Source organism: Skermanella sp. TT6, from assembly GCF_016653635.2.
In the GTDB taxonomy this organism is placed as follows: Bacteria; Pseudomonadota; Alphaproteobacteria; order Azospirillales; family Azospirillaceae; genus Skermanella; species Skermanella cutis.
In genome coordinates, this window is record NZ_CP067420.1 from 181061 (window position 1) to 194184 (window position 13124).

Annotated in this window: 14 protein-coding genes; 3 read left to right on the plus strand and 11 right to left on the minus strand. The window is 70.9% G+C overall.

What is annotated here, in order from left to right; genetic code table 11:
- Positions 1-117: 117 nt before the first annotated feature.
- The 3 genes from IGS68_RS00800 to IGS68_RS35290 all read right to left on the minus strand — a co-directional run bounded on the left by IGS68_RS00800 (position 118) and on the right by IGS68_RS35290 (position 2581).
- Entirely contained in the window at positions 118-639 is a 522-nt protein-coding gene (locus IGS68_RS00800; RefSeq protein WP_201076604.1) for a hypothetical protein, read from the minus strand.
- Between the two features lie 107 nt (positions 640-746).
- Positions 747-1370, minus strand: coding sequence for a peptide chain release factor H (gene prfH / locus IGS68_RS00805; protein ID WP_256445744.1), 624 nt, complete (start codon positions 1368-1370; stop codon positions 747-749).
- Positions 1367-2581, minus strand: coding sequence for an RNA ligase RtcB family protein (locus tag IGS68_RS35290; protein ID WP_247881116.1), 1215 nt, complete (start codon positions 2579-2581; stop codon positions 1367-1369). The genes prfH and IGS68_RS35290 overlap by 4 nt, the downstream gene beginning before the upstream one ends.
- A gap of 317 nt (positions 2582-2898) precedes the next feature.
- On the opposite strand from IGS68_RS35290, the gene IGS68_RS00810 reads away from it, so the two are divergent.
- On the plus strand, positions 2899-3216 hold the full coding sequence (locus IGS68_RS00810; protein WP_201076608.1) for a hypothetical protein: 318 nt from the start codon (positions 2899-2901) through the stop codon (positions 3214-3216).
- 286 nt (positions 3217-3502) lie between these two features.
- On the opposite strand, the gene IGS68_RS00815 is transcribed toward IGS68_RS00810, so the two are convergent.
- The 4 genes from IGS68_RS00815 to IGS68_RS00830 are packed head-to-tail and all read right to left on the minus strand — an operon-like array spanning position 3503 to position 8649.
- Complete coding sequence (locus IGS68_RS00815) at positions 3503-4384, minus strand: hypothetical protein (RefSeq protein ID WP_201076610.1); 882 nt, start codon at positions 4382-4384, stop codon at positions 3503-3505.
- On the minus strand, positions 4377-4772 hold the full coding sequence (locus IGS68_RS00820) for a hypothetical protein (protein ID WP_201076612.1): 396 nt from the start codon (positions 4770-4772) through the stop codon (positions 4377-4379). Before IGS68_RS00820 ends, IGS68_RS00815 begins: the two co-directional genes overlap by 8 nt.
- Before the next feature lie 11 nt (positions 4773-4783).
- Positions 4784-7303 carry a polynucleotide kinase-phosphatase gene (locus IGS68_RS00825; protein ID WP_201076614.1) on the minus strand — a complete coding sequence of 840 codons (2520 nt, stop codon included), beginning with the start codon at positions 7301-7303 and terminating at the stop codon, positions 4784-4786.
- Positions 7294-8649: a 3' terminal RNA ribose 2'-O-methyltransferase Hen1 gene (locus tag IGS68_RS00830; RefSeq protein ID WP_201076616.1), complete on the minus strand. Its 1356-nt coding sequence runs from the start codon at positions 8647-8649 to the stop codon at positions 7294-7296. The genes IGS68_RS00825 and IGS68_RS00830 overlap by 10 nt, the downstream gene beginning before the upstream one ends.
- A gap of 471 nt (positions 8650-9120) precedes the next feature.
- On the opposite strand from IGS68_RS00830, the gene IGS68_RS00835 reads away from it, so the two are divergent.
- Entirely contained in the window at positions 9121-9267 is a 147-nt protein-coding gene (locus IGS68_RS00835) for a hypothetical protein (RefSeq protein ID WP_247881117.1), read from the plus strand.
- Here the strand turns inward: IGS68_RS00835 and IGS68_RS00840 are convergent.
- The gene (locus tag IGS68_RS00840; RefSeq protein ID WP_201076618.1) at positions 9207-9497 is read right to left on the minus strand and encodes a hypothetical protein; all 291 of its coding nucleotides are present in this window, start codon (positions 9495-9497) and stop codon (positions 9207-9209) included. The two genes, IGS68_RS00835 and IGS68_RS00840, sit on opposite strands and share 61 nt — an antisense overlap.
- Before the next feature lie 396 nt (positions 9498-9893).
- On the opposite strand from IGS68_RS00840, the gene IGS68_RS00845 reads away from it, so the two are divergent.
- Positions 9894-10484, plus strand: a complete 591-nt coding sequence (locus IGS68_RS00845; RefSeq protein ID WP_201076619.1) for a hypothetical protein — start codon at positions 9894-9896, stop codon at positions 10482-10484.
- Between the two features lie 487 nt (positions 10485-10971).
- On the opposite strand, the gene IGS68_RS00850 is transcribed toward IGS68_RS00845, so the two are convergent.
- The 3 genes from IGS68_RS00850 to IGS68_RS00860 all read right to left on the minus strand — a co-directional run bounded on the left by IGS68_RS00850 (position 10972) and on the right by IGS68_RS00860 (position 12970).
- Complete coding sequence (locus tag IGS68_RS00850; protein ID WP_201076620.1) at positions 10972-11952, minus strand: 5'-nucleotidase; 981 nt, start codon at positions 11950-11952, stop codon at positions 10972-10974.
- A gap of 111 nt (positions 11953-12063) precedes the next feature.
- Complete coding sequence (locus IGS68_RS00855) at positions 12064-12555, minus strand: hypothetical protein (protein WP_201076621.1); 492 nt, start codon at positions 12553-12555, stop codon at positions 12064-12066.
- Positions 12556-12733: 178 nt separating this feature from the next.
- Complete coding sequence (locus IGS68_RS00860) at positions 12734-12970, minus strand: hypothetical protein (protein WP_201076622.1); 237 nt, start codon at positions 12968-12970, stop codon at positions 12734-12736.
- Positions 12971-13124 lie beyond the last annotated feature (154 nt).

Below are 13124 nucleotides of genomic sequence, written 5' to 3' on the forward strand. Positions count from 1 at the left end.
CCGGCACAGGCGCCGGAACCGCGGGCCCGCGAGCGCCGCCGTGTCCCGGCCGGCATCACCGCGCGGTTGCTGCAGGCGAGCGCCGCGGGCCCGTGAACCCGGCCGTGGGGCACCCCGTCAACCCGGGGTCCGCCCGGCACCGACGCCACCGGCTGCGCCGGCCCGGACCGGGCGCTTCCAGTCTCTCCATCCTGCGCGCTGGAGGATGAGGTTGCCGATCAGGAAGGGGAGGCGCAGGCGTCTCGGCGCGAACATCAGCAGGGCGATCGGCTCGCCGGCGGAGTCGAGTCTGAGCAGCGCGCCCTTCGGCTCGTCGTCCAGCGTATCGCTCATGACCTGCCAGATCTCGATGCCGTCGCGGTCGCGCAGGAGCTTGTACTGGCCGACGCGGACGAAGTCGTCGGCCCCGACCTCGGCCGTGAACTCCCGGTCGTCGTTCTTCAGGTCGACGCTGCCGACACCGGCCGCACTGCCCGAGGTCGTGCCTCCCGGCATCTTCGCCGCGATGCTGGCGCCGAACAGGTGACGCCGGCGCTCCGGGATCAGGGCGGCCAGCAGCCTGCCGTCGGCCGGGTCGAACGTGTCGGGCTCCGCGAAGACGATGCGGTCCAGGACCGCGGCGACCGTCAGCTTGTCCAAGCCTGATCTCCCGTGTTGGCATATCCATATTTCCTTCCGACCGGGGCCGTGCAGGCCGGTCCTGCAGGCTCGACCCGACCGGAAGCGCCGAATGGCTGTCCCACGCCTCATGGCGCCCGCCGCGTGAAGCGCTCGCCCACGTAGATCCGGACCGGGTTGCCGCGTTCCAGCGCGTCGTGGCGGGACCAGCGCCGGTGCCCGGCGACCCGGTCGGCCTCGCGTTCCAGCCCATCCAGCGCCGCCGCCAGCCGTGCCAGCGCCAGCGCGCGGTTGCGGTGCTGGCTGCGCTCCTCGCGGGCGAGCGCCACCGTTCCGGTCGGCAGGTGCGTGATCCGGACCGCCGACTCGGTCGTGTTCACGTGCTGGCCGCCGGGTCCGGACGACCGCATGGTCTCGATCCGGAGGTCCCGGTCGCTGAGATCCGGGGAAGGGGGTGGCGGCGAGAGCCTGGAGACCCCGACGAACCAATTCTTGCGTGCCCAGCCCGGCCGGAGCGGGCTCGGACAGATCCACTGGACGGTGCCCTCCCAGGAGCGCGCCAGGGTCTCGGCGCCGTCTCCCCGCAGCGCGACGAGCGCCGACATCAGGCCGTGCGGCGCCGTCTCCGCCGCGACCAATTCGGCCTCGACGCCGGCCTCGTCGGCCTCGGCGAGCAGGATCCTGGACAGGCCCGCCACCGCCATCCGGCACTCGGCCGGCCCCCGCCCGGCCGTCAGCAGCAGCCAGGTCATCGCCGCCGCCCGGCGTCGCGGGCCTCCCGGCGCTCCCGCTTCCAGCCGCCGCGGTTCCCGCGGGTCTCGTCGCGGGCACCCTGCGAGGTCTTGAACGTGACCACCGGCCGGAACGCGGCGATGACGGAGAGCAGGCCCGCCGCCTCGAGGTCGCCGACCACCGACGAGGCGTCCTTGTAGCATTCCGGCGCCTCCTCCCAGAGCAGCAGCTCGTCGCCGCAGACGACGCGCCCGCCGAACGGGTTGCGCTCCAGGTCCTCGCGCCGGTAGAGGCCCCTGAGCTTGCCTTTCGCCTCGTGGCGGGCAAGCTTGCGGCCCGCCCCGTGCGCCAGCGACCGCAGCGCATCCTCCCGGCCCGGGTCCGGCCGGACCAGGAAGCTGAGGTCGCCGCGCGAGCCCGGGATGACCACCGGCCCCCGGTCCGCCGGGGCGGCTCCCTTGCGATGAAGCCAGCACGCGCAGCCGTCGATCAGCGCCGCCGTCACGCTGTTGTGGCAGACGTCGAGGACGCGGACTCCCCCGGCGCCGATCGCGTCCAGCGCCCGGCGGGCGCACAGGTCGCGGTTCGCCTCGGCCCAGCGGACGGCGCGGTCGTGCGCCGTCAGGTACTCCGCGCCCTCGGGCGAGCCGGGCGCAGCACCCGCCGCCCCGAAGCGGGCGGCATGGCGGCGCAGGACGGCTTCGCCGAGGCCGCGCGAGCCCGAGTGGGCGAGCACGCACAGCCGGTCCTCCGTGAGGCCGAGCGCCGCCAGGGCGTCGCGGTCGCGGGCCTCATGGACCTGCTGGATCTCGATGAAGTGGTTGCCGCGGCCGGGCGTGCCGAGTGCCGCGTCGTGCTCGGTCGGCTCCAGCCCGCGCTCGGCGAGCCAGGCGGCGGTGTCGCCCTCCCAGGGCCGGTCGATGCCGTCGAGCCGGCCGGCCAGGCGCTCCGGCCGGGCCTTGCGGGTGGGCAGGTCGGTCGCCCACAGCGATATGCCGCAGCCGATGTCGGAGCCGACCAGCGACGGGTAGATGGCTCCTTCCGACAGGAACGCGGCCCCGACCGGCGATCCCTTGCCGGGATGGAGGTCGGGCATGCCGACGCTGAGGCGCATGCCGGGGAACTTCGCGACCTCGTCCAGCTGGCGCAGGGCTTCGCCCTCGATCCAGGTGGACGGGGACGCGATCAGGCGGACCGCAGGTCCGCGCTCGGTGATGACTGGATTATTCATGCTTCCCCTCCAGGCAGGGATTGGTGCTGCCGGCGGCCAGGCGCGATGCCCGCTTCGCCGGTGCTGCGGTTGACTATGGCCCCTCTTGCCGGGCTCGATGCGAGGCTACGCAGTTCCGGCTCCGAGCCGGCGGGACAGGCGCCGCGAAGTGCCTGCCCCGGCCGACCGCCCTGGTCCTGCGGCTGCCGCGGCTGAGGGAGTTGGGCCTTCACTGGGGGTGACCAGGGCGCCCGCTCTACCCGGAGCAGCCCGCGCGTCATGATGACAGCCGGGCGTTCCCGGCGTCGGGGAGCGGCCGACGTGAACAGGAGGGGCGAATGACGACGGATGCTGGACGCGACGGCATGCGGGATACCGAGTCCGCTCCCCGGACGCCGGAGATTGCCGGTGATGTGATCCTGCGTCTCGGCGGCGAGGTTCCCGAACCGGTCACCCTGATCAGGACGCTGTCCGGCTGGGGCCTCGGGCTGCGGGCGGCGCATGAAACCGTCGGTCGCCTCAGCCCGGGCGAAACCGTCCCGCTCGGCCTGACAGGTGCGCCGGCCCGCGACGACCAGAGGCGCATCCTGAACGGGCCGGGCATCGGCGCCTCGTTTCCCGAAGCGTCCGCAGGTCCGGGCGGGAACACTCCCTGAAACCGGCAGCGTGCCGCGCGCCCGGTGCCCGGGCGAGGCCTCGGGCCGGCATGTCACGGGCATCCGGGAGGCCGCACCGCGACGGCAAGCGGCATCGGCCGGCCGTCGGAGACGATGTCGTTCGCCCCGGCTCATCACCGGGCGGACCGCAGCACCGGCTGCGGTTCGGAACCGGACCGCCACGGCGTTCCTGAGGCCGGGACCGGAATCGTCGCCGGCGCTTTCCGGGATTGTCTGGCGCATCCGTCCGGCAGCGGGCATGAGGTGTCCAAATGCTCTCCGCCTGTCATCGGTCGACGAACGCCAGCAGCGTCGCTGCCAGCCGGGAGTGCGCGTGGGTGAAGAACTGTGCGGAGCAGGCGACGGAGATGTCCTCGCGACCGGCAACGTCCCCGATGACGTCCCTGACCGATCCGATGGCGGCATCGAGGTGCCGGAGGGTGCAGTCCTCCGTCATGACGGCGCTGATCAGGGCGCGGCTCGTTCTTCCAAGCCCGATGCCGAGTGCTTGCGCCTGCTCCGCGATCAGCCCGCCGGCATCCCCCGCCAGGCCGGGAGCCACGGTGGCGCCGAGCGCGAAGCCGTCCCCTCCCGGGAACACGACGTCATCAAGGTCGGCCATGTCGATCCCGATGCAGCCGACGCCGCGCGCGGGCCCGATGAGGGCGAGCATGGCGGCCGCCAGGGCGGCCTCGTCGCCTCCTGCCTGGCAGGGAACGCAGATCCGGGCAAGCCGGAGCGCCGCCGGCCCCGGCCAGGACAGGCCGCCCCGGTCCGACGCGGCGAAGACGGCGGCACGCGCACCGGCTGCCGCCGCTGCCCGGGCGCGGTCGATGACTTCGGGCAGGGCGTACCAGCCGGTGCTGTCGACCGCGAACACCGCAAGGGCCGGCCGCACCCACTCTTCATCGCGGTCGTCCGGGACAAAGCCCGGAGTATTGCTGATTTCCTCCCACGGGACGGCGAGCGGCGAGACCGCGACGGCGCGGGCGGCACGGGACGCCGCCTCGCCGAAGCCGGACAGCGGGATGCGCTGCAGCCATTCGGTCGCCTCCAGGAAGTGACGGTCCCCAGGGAATGGCCGGGGCAGGGTGCCCGCACCAAGGCTGGCAGCACCGCCGCCCGCCGCAAGCCATCCAAGGACTGTCCGGCGGCCGAGTTCAGTCATCAATCGCACCCGATGCGCCTATGGTATCGCGGAGGATCGGCCTGGGCACGAGGTTGTACAGCTCGATCACCTCCTCCGTGACGACGTGGCGGCAGCGCATGAGGTCGAGGAACTCCGTCCCGGTCTCGCCGACGATGGCCTGGGCGTCGAACTCGAGGTGAAGCGTGTGCCTCAGGTCGTTGAAGCCGCGGATGCCGATGCCGGTGAGCGGCCTATCCGGCTTCCCGCCGGCGCCGTCCGCCAGTTGCTTCATGCCATGCATCAGGACGGCCAGATCCTCCTCGTCCATGTCGGCGTCCGGACGCCCCAACGCGTCATGGCGCCGGTAGGTTTCCGGGCCGACCTTGACGTAGCGGCGCGCCTTGACCTGCAGATAGACGAAACCCACTCTTCTCCTCCTCAAAGCCGCGGGTCGACCGGCTCGCTCTCCAGCGCGAGCACGCCGAAGACGCATTCATGGACGCGCGCGGGCGGGTCGCCCGCGACGAAGCGCTCCAGTCCCTCGACGCCCAGCGCGAACTCCCGCAGCGCTAGCGAGCGCTTGGCGCCCAGGCCGCGGGCGCGCAGCCGCTCCAGGTTTTCCGGGAAGTCGTATTCCGGCCCGTAGATCAGGCGCAGGTACTCGCGGCCCCGGCATTTCAGCGCCGGCTGCACCGGCCCCTGCGCACCCGCGGCGACGAAGGCGGCGGGCTTGACCACCATGCCCTCGCCGCCGGCGGCCGTCAGCGCCTCCCACCAGGACACCGCGGCGGCGCAGGACGCCGCGTCATCGAGGTCAACCGAACGCCAGGCGGTCGGCGCGAACGGCGTCCCAGTCGCGGCGATGTCGCCGAGCGTCTCCATGTGCCAGGCATGGTCCCGGTCGACATGGGTTCGGCCCTCGGTCGCCAGCAGGTGGAAGGGCGCCAGCCGGAGATCCTCCACCGACCCGACCGGCCAGCAGTAGCGGCGATAGGCGTCGGTGAAGGCCCGCGCCGCCGCCGCCCGCCGTCCGGTCCGGTCGGCCAGCGCCGCGACGTCGACGCCGCGGGCCGCCGTCCGGGCGAGCAGCGCTTCGGCCTCCCTGAGGCCGGCCCGGGCGGCGGCGCCGACCGGGGCGTACTGCCCGGCGAGCAGCGCCTGCGCCTTGGCGGACCACGGCATCAGCTCGGCATCCAGGCACACCCAGTCGGTCCCGAACCGGTCCCAGAACCTGGTACGCCCGAGGGCTGCGCGCACCCGGTCGAGCAGCGCCTCCTGGAGGGACGCATCGGCGAAGAACGGCCGGCCGGTGCGGGTGTGGACGATTCCCGTACCGCCGCCGGCGCCGAACCGCCGCCGCGCGGCATCGGCGTCGCGGCAGGCGATCACGACGGCGCGCGAGCCCATGTGCTTCTCCTCGCAGACCACGCGGCCGATGCCGGTACTTCGGTAGTACGCGAAGGCCTCGGCCGGGTGCTCGAGCAGCGCCGTGTCCCGCGAGGTCTCGGAGGGCGACATGGTCGGCGGCAGGTAGATCAGCCACCGGGGATCGGCCGCGAACCGGCTCATGGTCTCCAGCGCCGCCGCGGCGTTGTCCTCGCGGATCGTGACGGTCCGGTGCAGGCGGGTTTCGATGATGCGCTTGCCCAGCACGTCGCCGATGTCGAGCGTGCCGCCGTCGGCATCGCCGCGGTCGAGCGGCCGGACGGGCTCGCACCAGGTCCGGGCCGCCGGCACCGAGACCAGCTGGCGCTCGGGCCAGCGCAGCGCCGTCAGGCGGCCGCCGAAGACGCAGCCGGTGTCGATGCAGATCGTGCGGTTGACCCAGCGCGCCTCCGCCACGGGGGTGTGGCCGTAGACCACCGATGCCGCACCCCGGTAGTCCCGCGCCCAGTCGTGGCGCACCGGCAGGCCGAACTCGTCGCTCTCGCCGCTGGTCTCGCCGAACAGGGCGAAGGCGCGGACGGCGCCCGACGCCCGGTTCTGCATCGACTCCTTCATCCCGGCATGGGCGACCACCAGCCGGCCGCCGTCGAGCACGTAGTGGCTGACCAGGCCGTCGATGAAGGCCGCGGCCCGCCTCGCGAACTCCGGCGGCTCCGCCTCGAACTGCGCCAGGGTCTCGGCCAGCCCGTGGGTCGGCTTGACGGTGCCGCCTTTGAGCGCGCGCAGCAGCTTGGCCTCGTGGTTGCCGGGCACGCACAGCGCGTCGCCGGCCCCGACCATGCCCATCACGAGGCGCAGCACCGCGGGTGCCGCGGGGCCGCGGTCGACGAGGTCGCCGAGGAACACGGCCTTGCGCCCGGACGGCGGCACCACTCGGGGCTCGGGGCCGTCCTCGACCGCGTAGCCGAGGTCGCGCAGCAGCCGGACCAGTTCGTCGTGGCAGCCGTGGACGTCGCCGATGATGTCGAAGGGCCCGGTCTCGGAGCGCCGGTCGGTCCACAGCGGCCGGCGCTCGATTTCGGCCGCGTCGGCCTCCTGCGCGGAAGCCAGCCGGTGGACGAAGCGGAATCCTTCCCGTCCAAGGCCCTTGAGCGACCGGCGCAGCGCCGCCGCCTGGTTGCGCACGACGTGCGGGCCGAACCGGCGGTCGGGGCGGTCGCGGTTGCGCGCATGGCAGACCTCTTCGCCGACGTCGAACACGATCGCGACGGCGAGCGCGTGGTGGGCCCTGGCCAGCTCGACCAGGCCCCGCCGGTCCTCGGCCCGGACATTGGTGGCGTCGATCACGGTCAGGCGGCGCGCCTCGAGGCGCTTGGCCGCGATCAGGCGGAGAACCTCGAACGCGGCGGGCGTGGCCGCCTGGTCGGTCTCGTCGTCGGCGACCAGGGCGCGGCAGGCGTCGGAGGAGACGACCTCGGTCGTGGCGAAGCAGCGGCGCGCGAAGGTCGACTTGCCCGAGCCCGACGGCCCGACCAGGAGCACCAGGGAGAAGTCCGGGATACTCAGCTGCATCGGGTGAAGACTCCCATCTGGGTCGGCGGCCCGAGCACCGGATCGGGCTCGCCGACCGGACTGAGGCGCACGGTGTAGCCGAAGCGGGCGCAAACCCCGTCCGTCCAGGCGCGGAACTCGTCCCGGCTCCACTCGAAGCGGTGGTCCGGGTGCCGCATCGTGCCGGCGGCCAGGGTCGCGAACCGGCCGTTGTAGTCCCGGTTCGGCGTCGTCAGGACGACCGTGCCGGGGCGGGCGGTCCGGAAGACGGCCTCCTCGAACGCGGGCAGCCTCTCCGGGTCGATGTGCTCGACGACCTCGACCACCGCCGCCGCGTCGAAGCCGGCGAGGCGGCGGTCCCGGTAAGTCAGCGCGCCCTGCTGGAGCCTGACCCCGGTCCGCGCGCCGAGCCTTCGGCCGGCGCGCTCGAGGGCGACCGGCGAGGCGTCGACGCCGACGAGCGAGGCATACCGGCCCTGGTCCGCGAGACGCTGGAGCAGCCGGCCCTCGCCGCAGCCGAGGTCGAGCACGGTGGCGGCGCCGCAGGCCGCCAGTTCGGCGGCCACGGCATCCAGGCGCAGGTCGTTGAGGCGGATCGGCGCCTCGAGCGCGTCCTCGCCGTCGCCGGCCCGGACCGGCGCCTCGTCCGCGTCGAGCCGCAGCAGGGCGGCCGCAGCGAGGCCGTGCTGGTGGCGCAGGTAGCGCCGCGCGATCAGGTCCCGCTCCGGGTGGCCGGCCAGCCAGCCCTCGCCCCGGCGCAGCAGCTTGTCGACCTCGTCGGCGCCGACATAGTAGTGCTTGGCGTCGTCGAGCACCGGGACCAGGACCGCCAAGTGGGTGAGCAGGTCGGCCAGCCGGCAGTCTGCCCTCAGGGTCACGGCGTAAAGGCAGCCCGGACCCCACTCCGGGTGGACCGGGTCGAGGGGCAGCGGCTCGGCCCCGACGTCGTAGCCGAGCGGCTCGAACAGCCGGCGGACGATATCGGCGCCGCCGCGGCACGATAGCGGCACGATCCGCGCCTCCAACGGCAGGGTCGAGGCCGCGAGGCCGGGCCTGTGGGCGCAGCGCCCGCCCAGCGCCGTGCCCAGGGTCCGGGACAGGGCGACGCTGAGGAACGAGGATGCGACGTAGGGCCGGTCGCTGACATACTGGTCGAGCGGCCCGGCGCCGTCGCGGCCGCGCACCAGCGCCACCGGATCGACCTCCAGCAGCAGGGCGAAGGTGCAGCGCTCCTCGCCGGCATCCGGGTAGAACAGGTGCGCCGTGCCGAAGCTCAGGCTTTCCTGCTGCGCCCTGTCGGGGTGCTTGTGCAGCAGGAATCCCAGGTCGGTCGCCGGCCGGTGGGTCGTGCTCAGGGTCAGCAGCATGCGCTCAGCTCCCCGCCGCGCCGGTCGCGTTCCGGCTCCTGCCTGGACGGTTCAGGGCGCGCGATCGGGAAAACCCGGTTTCGATGATGCTCGGTGCGCAGGGGCTTGCGTGTGTCAGGATGGGCTCCGGAACGGCGGGATCGATTCTCCGGCGGGCGCCGCACTTGCCCGCCGTCGATCCCATGCTGTCACGATCGCTGCGGCCGTCAAGCGGCCGGGCGTCAGGATCTGACGTAAGGGGCGGGGTGCCTCGGGCGGAAAGCGGGGGGAGCCCCTTGCCGGCCGCGGCCGGGACCGCGATCATCCGGCACCGGTCCGGCACCGGTCCGGCACCGGTCCGGCACGCCCGGCCGCGTGTCGGTTTGCGAGGGATCGCCGTGATGGAGGGACGGGAAGCGTTACACGATCCGGCCGGGCCGGAATCGCCTCAGGGAGCAGGGGCTGCGTCCCGTCACAACGGGGGCGCCGGATGTGCGGGCTCCGGGGTTCGCGGCGGAAGCGCGGCGCCAGTCGCCGCCGGTTTCCCGAAGTCCCGCACGACGACGAGGACCGGGCCTTCATGGATGCCGTCCCGGCGGATTACGGGGGCGGATGAGGATTGAGAGCAGGGGACTGTAGTCGTGCGTCGCCGGCACACTGCCGACCATCGAGAGATCCTTCTTGAACGGCATCATGGTGCAGAGCGGGAGGATGCAGCCCGGCAGGGTCTTGGAGGGATCGTAAAGGACGACGAAGGTCCGCACGCGGCCAGGGGTTACGCTCAGGGCGAGACCGTCGAGATGCTGCATGCCCTTCAGGAGAATGGCGGAGCAGTCGACAGAATCGATGTAGCGGCGGATATCGGCCATAACGGAACTCCTCAGCCGGTATTTGGCCCACGCTCCCGGTACATTCCCTCCGAGAGGGTGAAATCCTTGTTCCGACCCTTGTTCTCGATGAAGCCGAGCATCCTATAGAACCGGACGAGACGCGACCGTGACGAAGTGCTGTGCCCAATGTCCCGCTGGCCTGGCGACAGGACGATCCGGTGGTCATGATGGTCGATGAACTGGCACAGTTCCTCTATTGCAATCGTGCCAATCTCCTGCTTCTTCTCCCGAGTGATGACCTGGTACAGCTTGCTGTAACCAGTGGGTATGAGGCCGACCTCGAAGGTCCTGAGAGCCCGTTTGGTAATTCAGATTGGGCTTGATACCCGGTGACAGGCGGGAGACCATCTCCGTCCCAGCGGATCGGAGAACGCCATGACTGACGGCATCGACACGCCCGACAACCCGAGCAATCCGGAAAGTCCGTATTTTCTTGACTGTACCAACGGAGATTACCTGGCCCATCCGGAACTCTTCCCCCTGACGATCAGCATCCACGGTGACCCGAACCCCATTGCCTGGGCCGCCGGCCTCGACATCGAGCTGCCGATCTACTACAGCGATGACAAGGAGTATTGGGAACGCATTCGACGCGAGGGCTGGAAGCCTCGCCTCCGGGGTAAGATCGTCAGCACTTGGGAGCCCAATGGCGATTGGGACTACGCGTTTCTCAAACGGGTGCCGGGCGGCGAGTTATGGTACGACATCGAGGAAGGGATCAAGATCTTCACGACACTGGGAGATCTCAAACTGGCCCTCGGCTATCTCCAGGAACTCCGCCGCAACGGAGCGGCCCTGACCTGGATCGAACCGGGCGACCCCGACGACGGCGTCTCCATGGTCTGGATCACCCAGCGGATCGGCATCGACTCCCCCGACCCGACACCGATCTACGAAGAGGCCGGCTTGGTGCCGCACCGCAGGTTCAAGGGCATGGTCTACGAGTTACCGCCGCACATGCGGTGATCGAGTACGAGTCTGAAATGCCCGATTGAGATCACTCAGGCGTCCTGGCTCCAGCCGTTCTTGCTGCCCGTCTGACCTCAAACTCCCTGATGCATCGTTTCAGATAGGGTCGAAACGGCTCCAACTTCGTATTCGGTGGCATCGGAGGATTGGCCGGATCAATGCCGGTCGGCTTCGTGAACATGTGCAGTGCTGAACAGTTCCGGCACCCTGAACGGTGGCGACGAGTGGGGCTTTTCGCCGCCCAAGAACATGCCGTCGCCGGACGTCGCCAAATTTTTCCTTAACTACGTAGAGATCCACACCTTCGCCAGGGGGCGGGTGAGCCGGATGGATCTGGTCCACCCCAAGGTGAGGTAGTGCGCGCCGCCTGAGCGATCCCGTGCGTCCGCCATCATATCGGCGTCGTCGACCTGACCGTCCGCTCAGCGGAGTGCTCCGCTTCCGCCCTGTTGCCGCGGACTTCGACCGGCGGAAAAGGGGCCGGTCAGGATGCCGGACGGGAGGCCGCTTCAGCAATCAGGGGCACCGGAGCCGGCGCGCCCAGGATCTTGGCGCCTGCAAGATCCGGCGCCGAGGCGCCCGCGCGGTAGGGCACCCGCACGGAGGGGACGTGAGCGGCGGCGGGGCCGGCGTGATGGTCCTGGTCGTCGAAGAAGATATGCGGCCTGAGGACCGCCAGGAAGGAGCTCTTCTCGAGGCCGCCGAGCATGAACATCTGGTCGACCCGGACGTCCCAGGCGTCCAGCGTGTGCAGCACCCGCTCATGGGCCGGCGCGTTGCGCGCCGTCACCAGCGCTACCCGGATCGGCGGATCGTGCGCCGGGATCAGCTTCTGCAGGCTGGAGATCGTTTTGAGCAGCCGGCCGAACGGGCCGGCGCCCATGGGCGTCCTGGCCAACAGCGACTCGTTGGCCTGGAACGCCTCGAGGCCCTGCTCCCGATAGATCCTCTCGCTCTCGCCGTCGAACAGCACGGCGTCGCCGTCGAAGGCGAAGGTGATCGCATCCGACACCTCGTAGGCACGGGCCGCCGGGTAGACCACGCCCGCGGCGATTCCGGCCTCGAGCGCCTGCTCGACGGCGTCCGCCTCGCGGGACAGGAACATGTCGGCCTGGAAGGCCCGCAGGTACCGGCCGACGGATTCGCCGCTGGTGAACGCCCAGCGGCTGATGGCGATCCCGTGGAAAGCGGCGGCGCGCGTCAGCCGGTGGCCGAGATCCGGCGAGTTCCGCGACACCAGCGTGACGGTCACGACCTCGCGCCCGATGGTCGCGTTGAGGCCGAGCAGGGCCTTGATCAGCGGGAACGCCGTCCCCGGCCCGGGAGGCGCGTCGAAGCGCGCCTTCTGGTAAGCGCGGTAGGCGTCGACGCCGTTGCGTTCGAAGAACAGGTGATCCTCTTCCAGGTCGAAGAGCGCGCGGGCGGACACCGCGACGGACAGCATGTTCGAGAGATCGGCCGGCATGCGGGAAGCCTCCTGCGAAGAGACCGAGCATAGATCCCCTGCGTTTATCAGGACGTTAACGGGCGGTTTGCTCCGGGCCGCGCCATACCCGGCGGGATCCGCCCGCCTGTCTCACGGACCGCGGGTTTCCTCATCGGCGTCCTTGCCGCTCCGGACCTGGTCGAACACAACATCGAAGTGGGGCGTCATCTTCAAGGCCAGGCCGTCCAGCGCCTCCAGGACGGCGGTTCCGTCCGCCGATCCGACATGCAGCGTCACATCGAAGCCGCCGGCGGTCGCTCGGTTGCCGGCGGTCCACCACTCCACCGGCGGGTGGGACGGCGATGCCAGCCATGCCGTCAAGGCCGCATTGTCTTGCCGAGGCAGGCGGAACCGGATGACCATGTCGCCGCCGTCGTTCGCGGCGACATGGGGAGTCGTCCTGCCGATCCTGCCTCCATCGTTCGCGCAAGGCTCCGTGTCCTCAGCCTCTTCCTGCATGGCAAGCGTTTCGCCGGGGCCGATCTGACCGTAGCTGACCTCGCCGTGGCTTTTCATGTTCAGGCCGAGACTGTTCAGGGGGCGGACCGCTTCCCTGACGTTGTTCCGGACGACAAAGAACATTACGTCAACGTCGTGGGACGTTTCGCACTCGCTGAAGGACGTCCAGTCGACATGGAAGGGACACAGTCGCCCCGGGCTATCCAGACCAGGAGTGCCGCGTATCCTTTGCGGGTGAGGCTGAACCGGAGCTCTTTTTCGTTGCTGCACTCCCGCTGGCGGATGTGAAGCGTGAAAAAGCTCACGAGCCGTCGTCCCAGTCATCATCGTCCAGGCCGCCGTCGTCAGGAAGGTCGGCTATCGGTTTGCGGATGCCCGCGGCGATCTCCGCCCGAACCGCGCGCAGGCTGGGGTTATATCCGCCGACCGCCTCGATCTCGCCGATGCACCCCCAGCAGTCGCCGCCGCAGTCGGGGGAGAGTGGGTCGGACGGCTGATCCAGCAGGCGCCCACACATTCTGCATGCGTTTTCGATCATGGAAACGGCAACTCCGCTCTGATGTTGTTTCGGAATATTCTCCCGGCGGGACCCGATCCCGCCGGGCGGGCCGCGACGCCGGATGCACCCCGGCGAGCCGGGTCCCCCGCTCAAACGTCCGAAACGTTTCGCGAACCCGGGGCCGCGGCAGCCC

Bases quoted from the DNA above. Each gene is read 5' to 3' on its own strand.
- prfH (WP_256445744.1), bottom strand. From the start codon at position 1,370: ATGACCTGGCTGCTGCTGACGGCCGGGCGGGGGCCGGCCGAGTGCCGG.
- IGS68_RS35290 (WP_247881116.1), bottom strand. From the start codon at position 2,581: ATGAATAATCCAGTCATCACCGAGCGCGGACCTGCGGTCCGCCTGATC.
- IGS68_RS00810 (WP_201076608.1), top strand. From the start codon at position 2,899: ATGACGACGGATGCTGGACGCGACGGCATGCGGGATACCGAGTCCGCT.
- IGS68_RS00815 (WP_201076610.1), bottom strand. From the start codon at position 4,384: ATGACTGAACTCGGCCGCCGGACAGTCCTTGGATGGCTTGCGGCGGGC.
- IGS68_RS00825 (WP_201076614.1), bottom strand. From the start codon at position 7,303: ATGCAGCTGAGTATCCCGGACTTCTCCCTGGTGCTCCTGGTCGGGCCG.
- IGS68_RS00830 (WP_201076616.1), bottom strand. From the start codon at position 8,649: ATGCTGCTGACCCTGAGCACGACCCACCGGCCGGCGACCGACCTGGGA.
- IGS68_RS00840 (WP_201076618.1), bottom strand. From the start codon at position 9,497: ATGGCCGATATCCGCCGCTACATCGATTCTGTCGACTGCTCCGCCATT.
- IGS68_RS00845 (WP_201076619.1), top strand. From the start codon at position 9,894: ATGACTGACGGCATCGACACGCCCGACAACCCGAGCAATCCGGAAAGT.
- IGS68_RS00850 (WP_201076620.1), bottom strand. From the start codon at position 11,952: ATGCCGGCCGATCTCTCGAACATGCTGTCCGTCGCGGTGTCCGCCCGC.
- IGS68_RS00855 (WP_201076621.1), bottom strand. From the start codon at position 12,555: ATGTTCTTTGTCGTCCGGAACAACGTCAGGGAAGCGGTCCGCCCCCTG.
- IGS68_RS00860 (WP_201076622.1), bottom strand. From the start codon at position 12,970: ATGATCGAAAACGCATGCAGAATGTGTGGGCGCCTGCTGGATCAGCCG.